The sequence below is a fragment of the Streptomyces sp. NPDC051684 genome, from assembly GCF_044453445.1.
In the GTDB taxonomy this organism is placed as follows: Bacteria; Actinomycetota; Actinomycetes; order Streptomycetales; family Streptomycetaceae; genus Streptomyces.
In genome coordinates, this window is sequence record NZ_JBITCS010000023.1 from 137,322 (window position 1) to 149,019 (window position 11,698).

At 71.3% G+C, this 11,698-nt stretch carries 11 protein-coding genes and 1 pseudogene; all 12 read right to left on the reverse strand.

The features are described 5' to 3' along the window. Positions 1-3: 3 nt before the first annotated feature. Positions 4-285: pseudogene (locus ACIA8D_RS26755) on the reverse strand (hypothetical protein); the annotation flags it as partial. Next, on the reverse strand, positions 282-1,451 hold the full coding sequence (locus ACIA8D_RS26760) for a DnaB-like helicase N-terminal domain-containing protein (protein WP_399236082.1): 1,170 nt from the start codon (positions 1,449-1,451) through the stop codon (positions 282-284). The gene ACIA8D_RS26760 and the pseudogene ACIA8D_RS26755, both read right to left, overlap by 4 nt. Before the next feature lie 223 nt (positions 1,452-1,674). Further along, positions 1,675-2,943, reverse strand: a complete 1,269-nt coding sequence (locus ACIA8D_RS26765; RefSeq protein ID WP_399236083.1) for a type IV secretory system conjugative DNA transfer family protein — start codon at positions 2,941-2,943, stop codon at positions 1,675-1,677. Between the two features lie 79 nt (positions 2,944-3,022). Next, on the reverse strand, positions 3,023-4,225 hold the full coding sequence (locus ACIA8D_RS26770; RefSeq protein WP_399236085.1) for a hypothetical protein: 1,203 nt from the start codon (positions 4,223-4,225) through the stop codon (positions 3,023-3,025). 91 nt (positions 4,226-4,316) lie between these two features. After that, the gene (locus ACIA8D_RS26775) at positions 4,317-5,042 is read right to left on the reverse strand and encodes a hypothetical protein (protein ID WP_240136742.1); all 726 of its coding nucleotides are present in this window, start codon (positions 5,040-5,042) and stop codon (positions 4,317-4,319) included. Between the two features lie 158 nt (positions 5,043-5,200). After that, positions 5,201-5,698 (reverse strand): hypothetical protein, encoded by a 498-nt coding sequence (locus tag ACIA8D_RS26780; protein WP_399236087.1) that lies wholly within the window; start codon positions 5,696-5,698, stop codon positions 5,201-5,203. Between the two features lie 25 nt (positions 5,699-5,723). Continuing rightward, on the reverse strand, positions 5,724-6,488 hold the full coding sequence (locus ACIA8D_RS26785; protein WP_399236088.1) for a hypothetical protein: 765 nt from the start codon (positions 6,486-6,488) through the stop codon (positions 5,724-5,726). 97 nt (positions 6,489-6,585) lie between these two features. Then, entirely contained in the window at positions 6,586-7,149 is a 564-nt protein-coding gene (locus tag ACIA8D_RS26790; RefSeq protein WP_359901140.1) for a hypothetical protein, read from the reverse strand. Positions 7,150-7,279: 130 nt separating this feature from the next. Next, the gene (locus tag ACIA8D_RS26795; protein WP_399236090.1) at positions 7,280-7,975 is read right to left on the reverse strand and encodes a hypothetical protein; all 696 of its coding nucleotides are present in this window, start codon (positions 7,973-7,975) and stop codon (positions 7,280-7,282) included. A gap of 32 nt (positions 7,976-8,007) precedes the next feature. After that, a complete protein-coding gene (locus ACIA8D_RS26800; RefSeq protein WP_399236093.1) occupies positions 8,008-9,513 on the reverse strand; it encodes an ATP-binding protein in 1,506 nt (501 codons plus the stop codon). 26 nt (positions 9,514-9,539) lie between these two features. Next, positions 9,540-9,992 (reverse strand): DUF6238 family protein, encoded by a 453-nt coding sequence (locus tag ACIA8D_RS26805; RefSeq protein WP_103516369.1) that lies wholly within the window; start codon positions 9,990-9,992, stop codon positions 9,540-9,542. Positions 9,993-10,017: 25 nt separating this feature from the next. Then, complete coding sequence (locus ACIA8D_RS26810; RefSeq protein WP_399236095.1) at positions 10,018-11,484, reverse strand: SCO6880 family protein; 1,467 nt, start codon at positions 11,482-11,484, stop codon at positions 10,018-10,020. Positions 11,485-11,698: the final 214 nt, after the last annotated feature.

Below are 11,698 nucleotides of genomic sequence, written 5' to 3' on the forward strand. Positions count from 1 at the left end.
GGTCGTGATGTCACCCAGGTTCGGGACGCCGGGCCAGTGGCGGGCCAGGATGCGTGAGGCGCTCGGATCGACCTCTGCGTGCCAGGCCAAGGTGCCGCCGAGGACGGACTGCACGCCGAGGTCGAGGCCGCCGTACCCCGAGCAGAGTGACCCGATCAACGGAGAGCGCACCGAGGCGTCGAACTCCGAGGCCGTAGCCCGTAGGTCCGGGGAAGCGGACGAGATGGCGTAGATCAAAGCGAGTTCCAGAGAAGCGGGGAAAGGGCTGGTGGTGAGGGACCTCACGGATGGCTGCGCGAGGGTGGTCGCGCTGCTGTCGGCGCGGGGACGGGCTTGGCCGGGGCTGGGGGTGACGCGCCCGGGTGTGGTGTGCTGCGGGCGCGGGCGGCCTTCACGCGGGCGGGCGGCGGCCCGCCCGTAGACGGAGTGGATGCCGTGGGCTTCGGAGCCAAAGTGCCGTTCGCGGTGGCCCAACGGGCACGCACCTCGTCGAGTGGACCGAGTGCGTGCAGAGCATGGTTGATCAGCCGGCCGGGGCCCAGAGCCTCGTCCTGGGCCAGAGCCCGAATGGCACGCGCGGAGGCGGCCGCGGTGCGGGTGAGGGAGGAGCGCATCACTCGGTGCCCGAACCAGTCGGCGCTGGAAGGGACCATGCCCTCGCAGACGGCGGTCAGTTGCTCGCCCGACAGGGAGCCGTCGGCCAGCAGGCCGCGCCGCTGGGCTTCCCAGAGCAGGGTGATCCGATCGATAGGTTCGCCGCGGTGGTGCAGCGCGCCCAGGCAACGGTAGAGCTGCCCGTGGGTCGGGTCGGCGAAGTCTCCCGGCCTCAGCCAGGCCACCACCTCGTCCATGGCGCCGCGCTGCTCGGTGAGGACGGCCAGGAGGAACCGCTCGTCCTCGGCGACCTGGTCGGGCCTTGCCGGCGCCGGGACGTCTGTGGCGGCAGCGGGAGCTGCGGGTGGGACCGGACGGGGATCGGTTCCCCAGCGCCGCGCAAGATCGGTGAGAACGCCGGCCAGAATGTCCGCCGTGCGCAGCGCCTCCTCGACCTCGCCCTGGACGGCGTCGGCCCGAGCCGCCTGGTGGAGACGGATCGCGTGCTGGGCGACGGTGCGGTGAATCGCCCCCTCCAGCACCATGCGGCCGTACACCGGAGCGTGCTCGGTGTGGGGACACGCCTGGATCAGGGTGTGGGCGTACGCCGCGGTCAGCCCTCGCACGTGCAGACCGGCCTCGTCGACTGCGTCGGTCACCCACGACAGCGGCAACGGACCATGGGTCGAGAGTGCAGGATGCCCGTCGTTGCTGAGCTTGCGGAGCGCGCCGAACAACGCCTGATGGACGGGCCGGTAGAAGTGGTCCGGGGCAAGCCACACCAAGTGCGTGAGCTGCTCGGGGTCGAGGAGCACGGCACCGAGGACCGCCTGCTCGGCGCGATTCAGCGGGTTCATCGACGGCCGCCTGGATCAGCAGCGGAAGGCTGACCTTGCTGGATACGGAGGTCGGCGACTGCGCGGTCCGCAGCGGCCATAGCCTGGGCGAAGTCGTCCAGGACGGCGGTGAACGCGGGATCGGAGGAGGGGACCGAGCCGGCCCCGCCGTCCAGCCACCACTGGCCGCCGTGCCGAACGACCGGCGAATGGGCCAACCGTCGGGGGCGCTGTGTGGGCGCGCTCATGCCGACAGCCCGAGGTCGTCGTGGCCGATGCTCTTCGCGAGGGCTCGCTCGGTGATCGCCTTCGTGGCGTGAGCGGAGGCCGGGCCGACCACCTTGGCGGCGGGCCCCTTGTACCAGGGCTTGAGGTTGAGCATGGCGACCCGGATGCCGGTGGCTAGCAGCAGCACCTTGCCCTTGGGCAGGGCGCGGATGGCGTCCGGCGGCAGGATCCGCTCGGTGCGCATGCTCACCGAAGTGGACTTGCCGCCCTCGCTGGTCGACACCGACGTGGTCTGGACGTCGTGGTCGCCCACCTGACGGCTGAGCCGGTCGGCGAAGTCGGCGTCGTCGATGCCCGATCCGATGATCTTGATGGTGGCGGCGGAGTACAGGGCGTCCATACCGGCCTCGCCCCAGCACCGCTGGCCCTGACGGTAGGACTGCAGGATCGTCATCGGGATGACGCCTCGGCTGCCCAGGTGACTGTAGAGATCAGGGAGGTCCGAGATGCGGCAGACGTTCGCCGCCTCGTCGAGGACGCACAGGGCGGGCGGGTCGAGTCGTCCGCCGGAGCGCTCGGCGACGATCACGGCCGCGCGCATCACGGCGTCGGCTGCCGCCGCGATGATCGCGGACGCGCTGCCGCCGCCGTCCTTGCTCAGCAGGTACAGGGTGTCGCGGGATGTGGCGAAGGCGAACGGCTGGAACTCGGGGAGGTCCTCGTTCGGGGTGACCCAGGCGGCGACGTCCGGGTCGAGCAGGCAGCTCGCGTACTGCCTGGCTGTCTCATAGATGCCGTCGCGCGTTTCGGTCGCGCCGGAGACGGTGCCCTGGAGCTGGGCGGCGACGGCATGGTGGCCGGCGTCGGTGAGCAGGTCGACCGGGGTGCGGTCGGCCGGCATCGCGAGCCAGGCCAGGACGTCGGTGATCGGCCTCCGGTGGGACGCGGCGGCGAGGAAGAGGGCGCCGAGGGTGTTGCTCGCGGCGGTGGACCAGAAGTCGGAGCCGCTGGACTCGTCCACGCTCGCCGTCACGAAGTGCCCCGCCAACCTCTTCGCCCCGCCGAGATCGCGGGCGTCAGCGAGGATGTCCCACCACATCTCGCGCGGGTGGTGGGCGATCTGCTGCGGATCGAGGGTCCAGATCGTGCCGACCTGGGCACGGGCGTCCACCGTGGTGGTGAAGGCGTCGTTCGCGGCTTTGTTACTGGTGAGCAGGACCGGGCCCGGTGCCGAGAGGATCGCGGGGATCGCCAGCCCGGACGTCTTGCCGGAACGCGGGGCCATGATCGCGACGATCACGTCCTCCCAGGACGCGCGGACCTCCGCACGGCCGGGATCGAGGGTGCCGAGCAGGATGCCGCGGTCAGCGGGCAGGACCTCTTTTACTCTCCCGGCCGCCCAGGCTCGGGCGCAGGCTCTTCGCCTTAGCGACGATCTCCTTGTCCAGCAGCGGCGCCAGGTCCGCCTTCCGGGCGAGGCCGGACTTGGACCCGGCACGCCACCGCATCCGCAGCACGGCAGCGGTGACGAGCAGGGCAACGGTGAACAGGGCGGGGACGACGCGGGCGCCGACCATCAGCATGCTGGTGCTCAGGGCCGGCCACAGCACCTCCGGGTGCAGCAGCGCATCCGTTATACGGAAGGGGGCCCATGTTCCGCTCCCGACCAAGGTGTTGGTGAGATTTCCGGTCAGCCAGGCCAGGGAGCCGAAGGCCATGGCGGCGCCGAGGATGCCGAACAGGAGGTAGAGGAGCGCGTCCGACCCGGTGGTGGTCGAGGGCGCGCTGGTGCGCGGGGAAGGCACGGCGGTTCCTTGGGTGTGCGAGCGGGCAGGGGCGGGGCGCGCTCGGCTCTCGTGCAGATCATGGGGGTACTCCTGGACGTCTGAGGCGGAACGTTTCAGCGGGGTCGGCCGGCAGAACGAGGCGCGGGCGGAGGTGCTGCGGTGGCCGGCGGACTGCCGGTCGACGGCGATGTTCCGGCGCGCGGCGACGAGGCGCGGGCCGCCCGCTGCCGGTCTGAATCGACGTTCCGGGCAGCGGACGACACAGGAGCAGCCTCGGCACCGAGGACATCGTCGAGCAACTCCCGGCTGCGCAAGACGTTGACCATCTGGTGGTGCCGGGGGGGCCGTGCGCTCTGCGGGACAGGCAGCGAGACCGTCCTCGGCGACTTCCAACTGCTCACGGACGTCCTGGAGCATTCCGTACGCGGCTGCCAGTCGGGTCCACGTCTCGAAAGTCGGATTGTGATGCGGGTCGTCGAAGTCGAGACGGGCGCGAGTCCAGTCGGCGGCAGAGGCGACGGGTTCGGTCAGCTCGGGCAGAGCCCCGACCAGTGCGCCGTTGACCTCCTCGATGATGCCCGCCACCTCATCGGGCGAGGCGTCCTCGTGGAGGCGAGAAATCATCCCGCGAACCGAGTACGGATCGGCGGAAGCGTTGGGCAGGCGCCTGACCTGCAGCGGCTTGTCGGAGCCCGGTGCCGCGCTGCGGTGGGCGAGCCGGATGTTGTGCTGCATGGCCGCACCGACGGCCTCGCCGATGCTGGAGTAGTACTCAGGCACGTTTGCCTCTTCGGGTGAGTGGTCCTTGGCGGGTGAGTCGAGCGGGGGCGCGCGACGTACTGGAGGCCGACGGCGGAGAGGGCGGCCGGGGTCACCGTCGGGGGGTTGAGGCGCGTGGTGGGTGACCCGTCGCAGAGCAAGGCGCCGACGGGGAACTGGACGCCGAGGAGACCTTGGCCTGGTTCGCCGCAGGAGAAGTGGCGAGAGCGGCACCACGGTGATCACGGACGGTCGGTGCTGGGGAGTAGCTCGTCGAAGCGGCGCCGACGCGGCGTAGCTCGGCCTCGGAGTCGACGAGTTCGGACTGGGCCGAGCTGACGAACTCCGAGGCGAAGCCGAACCGGTCGGCGAGCGCATACGCGTCTTCGTCCAGGTCGTTGACCTGTTCTCCCGCTGCTTCTAGCGCCTCCCGGACACGCTCCAGCGCACCGTGCTCGGGGTGAAGGAGGTGGTCGACTGCCCGCTGAAGGCTGGCTCCGTCTTCGGCCGCACGGATCTGGTCCGTGATGCTGAGGAGTTCAGCTCCGGCGGCGTAGGGCCCCAGCGCATGCACCGGAGGGCTCATCCGGGCCGTGTCGAGGGACGGCGGAAGGGTGACGTCATAGCGAGCGGCTCGAAGCATCTCGGCCGCATGGCTGGCGATGGCGACCTGGTCGGCGAGCGGAGTGGTGGTGGGCAGGCGATGGCGTCGGCCGTGCCAGTCGTCGATCTGCTTGAAACCGGCGTGACGGAGGAGCTGCGCGGAGAGGTCATCAGTAGCGCCCTTGGCAACGACGCTGCCGCTGAACTCGGACGTGATGGTGATCGAGGTAGGCACGGAGGTCTCCGGGGCAGAGGGAGCGAAGGACCCGTTGGAGGTGGGCCAGTGGGCAGAGCGTCCGGCAAATCCGGGGTTTGGTTCGGCCGAGAATCGCTGGTAGAGGCCGCACGGTGGCGGTCAGCCGGGTGCCCCGCCGCAGCAGGGCACCCGGTCGGTCAGAAGAAGGGATTCTCTGTCGGCCGGTCGGCCCCGGTGGCGGCTCGGAGCAGTTCGGTGAGGTCTTCGGGCTCGGACGACCTCTGGTCTATCCACCACCCGGCACGGGTCACCGTACGAGCGTTCTCCTCGATCTCCGCCCACTCCGCTTCGCTGGTCGTACCTTCGGTGACCAGTGCGGTGTAGGCGTTGGTCAGGATCTGGTGACGACAGCGCACGCCCCAGGGAACGGCCCGCTCGGTTCCTTCCAGGGGAGGCATCCGGTACTGCTCGGACCAGGCTTCGGACGCCGTCTGCTCCTCGGCGCGCTTCGCCTTGAGCCAGGCAGCCTTGTCCTGCTCGGCGCCCTCGTTCGAGGCGCGCCAGCAGTCCGTGCACTCCTGCCTGGCGAGCCACTCGGCGAAGCCGGCGCGTCGGTCAGCCGGTCGGTCGGACAAGTCGCGGTCGGCATGGTGACCGCAGGTGTGGTCGATAGGCCAGATCGTCTTCACGGCCATGGAAGGGCCTCCTTGAGGAGTTGGATCAGCGGTCGCGGGAGTACGTGACGCGGGGGTCAACCGGCCGGACCGCCGGTGTGGAGACGGCGGTGGCGGGGACCGGCGCCCTGCCCGTGATCCCGGCACGGGCCGGGCTGGCGGCGAGTGCGGCGGCGCTCAACGGAGACGCGCAGGCGGGACCACGACCGCGCTCACGGCCGGTGGTCGGCGTGGCAGCAGGGCGGGGCCGAGCCGTCACCTCTTGAGCGAGGCGGGGCTGCACTGCGACCTGGAGCCCCGAACGGTGCAGGGCCACCGTGGCGGAGGCGACTTTCCCCAGCGCCTCGACGCGATCGGTGGTCGCGGGGAGCGTGTAGATGTCCAGGCTCGAGTTGTGCCGCCAGCCGTCCTCCAACAGCGCCAGCCCGCTGAGGCCGGAGACACGGTCGTCGAAGGCCGCGACGATGCCGAGCTGCGGGTGGTCGGCGAAGGCGACGTCTGGTTCACCGAGCGGACCGCGGTCGCGTACCTGTGCGGTGTCGGGCGCCGGTGCAGGGTCAAGTGCGACGTCCACATCGACCTGGTAGCCGGCCTTGCGCAGCAGCTCGATGGCCCGGCTCGTACGGCCGTGTCCGTCACGGTTCTGGTCGGCCAGCGCGTACAACGTCGGCTGGTCGGGGACGGGATGGAAGTCGAATCCCTTGAGCATCCAGGTGCTGGCCGCGAGGTTCTTCGGGTTGGCGGCGACGATGCCGTGGACGGGGTGGTGGCCGAAGGCCAGGTCGGGCAGCACGTCGTAGTGGCTGGGCATGGCAGATCCATCCGAGGCGGGTGCGGTTGCAGGTGCGGGCGACGGGCGGATCAGTTCTGGGGGTGCGGTGCACGGAGGACTCCTGGATCGCGGTCGGTCAGAGTCGGGGAGCGGGTGAGGAACTGGCCGACGGCGGCGCGGTCCGCGCTGAAGACTCCGGCGGCGAACCGGTCGGGAGCACGCGCTGGCCGACCGACGGCGAGGAGGCGAGAGCGACCCTCGCCCGGGATGGAGCGGAGTCGGGCGGGAGCACGGTGGCGGCGCGCGCCTTGCCGGAACGTTCCTGCTCCTGGCGTGGTGGCACGCCAAGCTGGTCCAGGCGGGCGTCGACAGCGGAGAGGAGGTCCGGCACGCTGCCGCCGTGGCGCGCATGCGGACCGTCCGGCTCGGAGTCGTAGATCACCTCGTAGACCGCAGGCTCGACGGACCGGTGGCGGGTGACCATCCAGCTTTCCGGGGACTCGGGGTGCTCGGAGGGTGGCTCCTGCGGCGGCGAGATGATCAGCGAACTGCCGTCGGGAAGCTCGGCGTGGACGATGTAGTCGCTGAGGCCGTACTCGACGGTGCCCTCCAGGCCGCGCTGCCCGAGCGCGGAACAGAGAGCGGCCTGAAGGCGACGCGGATCGGACGCGGCGGTCGGGGGCGAGGTTTCGTGGTGCATGGAGTTCTCCGTTGCGAACGTCCCGCCGCACGGCGGGAGCCGCCGGGGGCGTTGAGCTGGAAGGAGTGCGGTGGTCCATGAGGATCTGGTGATCGGGCAGTTTGGCGCTGCCGTGACTGCGTGCTAGGGATCACCGCGAGCGACCGGGAGCCGGCGGTTGCGATGCCGGCGGGACCTGGGGCGAAGGGGCTGATACGGCAGGGGTGTTGTGCGTCGAGCGGGTCAGGGCGACGCGAGCCCGCTCGGTCTGCACCGGCCGTTCGGTGTCCGCTCGGTGGGCGAGGTATTCGCCGACGCGCACCAACGCCGGTCCCTTGGAGCCGAGTTCGTGCGAGTAGTGCCAGCCCTCGGTGTTGCGGTGCTCCTCGGCACGCTCCTTGTAGAGGTGGAGCACGCTCGGCTGCGAACCGTCCATAAGCGCCATGACGTCGGCCCATTCGTGCCGCAGTTCCTCCGCCCGGAACAGGATGTGGTCGATTCCGCGTATCCGACGGAGGTCGTCACTGATCGACCCCTCGACGTAGTCGGGGCCGTCGGCGGCGGCGCGGACCCCGGCCAGCACCTCGGGTCCGTGGTCGAGGAACACCTCGGCGTGCTTCCACGCTTCGGCGTCCCGCTTGACCTTCCCGTCCCCGTAGACCTTGTCGTCCAGCGGCCAGCCGTCCGCGTCGCAGAGCGAGTCCGAAACCGCGTCCCAGGCGTCGCACGCCTCGTTGATCCCGGCGGCGGCCGAGGCCAGTGCCGGGAGGTGCCGTCGCCACGCCAAAGGGTCGGTGGCCTGCGACGGCTGGTTGTCACCGGAGGAAGGAGTGGAAGAAGCAGACATGATCGATTCCCGTTGCTGTGCTGGTCGTTGGGCTAGGCGGCCATGCGGGCGTCTGTGTCGAACAGCTCCCGCTCAGCCGGGTGGAGGATGTGCTGGGTGATGAACGAGCGGCCGGCGACCTTCCACAGACCTCGGCCCTTGGTCAGGGCGGACACCGCCTGGGTCTCGACACCGGTCAGGCCGAGCAGAGAGGCAGCGGCGGCGAGCTGGTCAGGCTCCTGGCGGTAGATGATGCGCGTGCTGCAGTCCGCGAGGAGCCCCTCGGCAAGGACCCGGCTGCGTGAACCGGTGTCGCCCGCCGAGAGCAAGTCGCTGAGCCGGTGGATCACCATGAGGTTCGCGATGCCCAGCCCTCGGGAGAGCTTCCACTGGCTCTGCATCCGCTCCAGCAGACCGACGTGCCGCATCAGCCGCCACGCCTCGTCGTAGATCACCCAGCGCCGACCACCATCGGGATCACTGAGGGCTGACTCCATCCACGCGCTCGCGCACGTCATCGCGAGCACCAGTGCCGTGTCGTCACCGGAGCCGCCGAGACGGGAGAGATCGATGGACAGCATCGGTGTGGTCGGGTCGAACGACACGGTGCTCGGCGCGTCGAACATGCCGCTCAAGTCGCCGTGCACGAGCCGTCGCAAGGCATGGGCGAGGTCCTGGGCGGCTGAACCTAGGTGCCCCGCCTGGTGGCCGAGGGCCTGGTCGAGGCGTTCGGGGGAGCCGAGTACGTGCGCGATCTCGCCGAGCAGCGGCACCGTGCCCCGGGCGGCGGCGTCGGCGACAACCAGATCCAGGGCCAGGTCGAGGGCGGTGTGCTCCATCGGCAGCAGGTCGCGCTTCAGCACGGTGCGGGCGAGGCTGGCCAGCAGCAGCAGACGGCGCTTGCGAACCTCCGTGAACCAGTCCTCCTCGCTCACGGAGGCGGGGCGGGCCGGGGCGTCCAGCGGGTTCAACCGGCCGGGGAGCCCCGGGCCCAGGGCGATGCTGTAGCCGCCGAGGGCCTGCGAGACACCGGTCCACTCCCCCTTGGGATCGCAGGGGATGTAGACCCGGTAGCCGTGGGCGATCGACCGGGTGGCGATCGACTTCGCCAGCGCCGACTTCCCCATGCCGATGATTCCCGCGAGCACGGCGTTGGGGTTGGTGAAGCCCTCCACCCTGCCGCTGTTGTAGAGCGAGAACGGGTCGAAGCAGAAAGCCGCCTCCGCGTGCACATCGCGGCCGATGAACACCCCTTCGGCGCCCAGGCCACCCTCGGCGACGAACGGGTACGCGCCGCTGGCTGTGGCGGTGGTCATCCGGTGGGCGGGCAGGGCGAGCTTGCCGCCGCGGGCGGAGGCCGGACCGGGGCGACCGGCGGGCGGGTAGGTAGGCCGCAGACTCGGATCGAGGGTCTGCTCGGCGCGGTGCTTGGGCGGATTTCCGGCGAGGCGCGCCTGGCGGCGGGCTTCGGTGAAACCGGCTCGGGCGGCCCGCTGCTCGGCGCGCGTCGTCTTACGGGGCACGAACAGAGGGGAGGCGCTGGCGCGGGTACGGGGCATGAGCGTTTCTCCAGATGACGGGTGGGTCAGCGGCGGACGAGGCCGGTGAACGGGGCGTGCAGGTCGGCCGGGGTGGTGCGCCGCCGGACGAGATGAGCGGTGCGCTGGTGGCGCTGGCAGATGGTCAGTCCCGGTGCTCCCTCCGGAAGGCCGGCCTGGCACGCCTCCGGTGCGGGGATCTCGCCGGAGTCCGGCCGGGGCGCCGCGTGGTAGGCGGCGTGGAGGTGCTCGGCGGCCTGCCAGATGCGGGTGCGGGCGGTACGGAGCTGGTCGCCCTCGACCGCGACGAGCTGCCCGGTGCGACCGGTGTGGGCGTCGAGCAGCCCGTACAGCGAAACGAGGTGCGCGTGCAGGGCGTCCAGCTCGGCCCGGGTGGTGACCAGCGGGCCGCCCGGGATGTTGAGCGCCCGGTGGAAGTCGAGCGCGGCGGTGGCGAAGGGCACGAAGTCCTGCGCGGTCGGGCTGGCGGTGCGGGACATGAGGGTGCTCTTTCGAAGGGAAGGGTCAGGCAGCGAGCGCGAGCGGCAGGGCGGCGGCGGTGAACGCCTCGGCCTGCTGCCAGGTCAGCGGCCTCAGATCGAGCTGGGCGCCGACAGCGGCGGTCTCCACGACGGCGCAGGCGGTGCGCAGCTCGTCCTCGGTGTCGGCCGAGACGGTCAGCAGACCGGTCAGGGCGACGTCGGCGTGCCCGGCGATGAGCTGGCGCTCGCGGGACTTGATGTCCTGGTACTCGATCGAGTCCGCCTCGGAGTCGACCTGGCCGCGCCGGGCCCGTTCGGCGGCGTCGGCGATCACGCTGGACTTCTTGCGCTGCACGTCGCGCAGGGCGGCGTCGAGGTTCTTCGGTTCGTAGGAGAGCGACAGCGTGCGCCGCACCCCGCCGGTGAACAGGAGCTGGTGCAGGAAGCCGGCGCTGGTCTCGGTGCGCGGCCAGTTCTCCACCCAGTAGGTGGCGTGCACGGCGGAGTCGGTGGCGATGTGGTCCGCCTTCTCGACGACCACGACGGGTCCGGCGGCGGCGGGCTCGGCCTCGGGGCGACCGGCCGTGGACCAGCGGTCGAGTGTCGCCAGCGCCTTCGGGTCATAGGAAGTGCGCACCACGGCGGCGATCTCGCGGGCGGTGAGCCAGCCCGTCGGGGTGAGACCGGCGGTCCGCGCCGCCTGGTCGAACGTGGAGGTGAGCTGGGCGAGGACGCTGAAGGCACCGGTGAGACCGCCGCCAGCCTGGTTGATCAGCCGACGGGCCGCCTTGGTGTCCAGGGACACCGCGACGTACGCCTCGTGCGGGGCGGCTGCGGGACCGGCGCTCTGGATCAGCTCGTTGTACATCGCGCCGGCCATCGGGGTGTCGGGGCGGCCGTGCTCTTCCCAGTAGCGGCGCAGCGCGTCGCCGGAGTCGGGGATGGTGCGTTCGATCACCTGGATGCGGGCGATCTGCCCGGTACGGGCGAGAGCTGCCAGCGCGCGTCCCCAGCCGCCGACGTTGGCCTGCTGGGTGCCGGGGTCGAGCAGGGCGTAGGCGCGGGAGGAGACCTTGACCACCGCGGTCAGTGTCCCGGTGTGCGGGTTGTGGACGGCGCCGTACTTGCCGTCAGGAGCAGTGGTCACGCGCAGGCTGGCAGCTGTGCCGGGAAGGTGGAGCAGTCCCTCGCGGGTCGGCCGGCGAGAGGGCCGGGTGAGCCAGACGAGCTGGCCCCGCATCCGGCGCAGCGCGTACCGGACGACGATCGGGGCCCAGTCCGCCAGAGCACGGCCTCGGTGGCGGACGAAGACGAGCAGGGCGATCACGGCCCACAGCGGGATGAGCTGGAGGGCGCCGACCACACCGCGGGCGAGGATCACGGCGAGAAGGAGAAGGCCGGTGAGCCCGGCGACGACCAACTGCGGGACGGACAGGCCGAGCAGGACGCCGCGCCTGCTGCGGTGCGGGAACTTCACGGTGTGCGTGGAGGACTGGTGCTTGCCGGACATGGTGGTTCCAGACGGTGAGAGCGGGCGGAGGACGGGGCGCGCGGAGCTCTTCTGGACGTCATGGCGAAACCTTCTTGCTGATGGGGGGGCGGGGGGGGGGGGGGGGGGGGGGGCCCCCCCCCCGGGGGGGGGGGGGGGGGGGGCCCCCGGCGGCGGGGGGGGGTTAACCCCCGTGGTGGGGGTGGCGGGGGCCGGGGGCGCCGGGGCCGCCGCC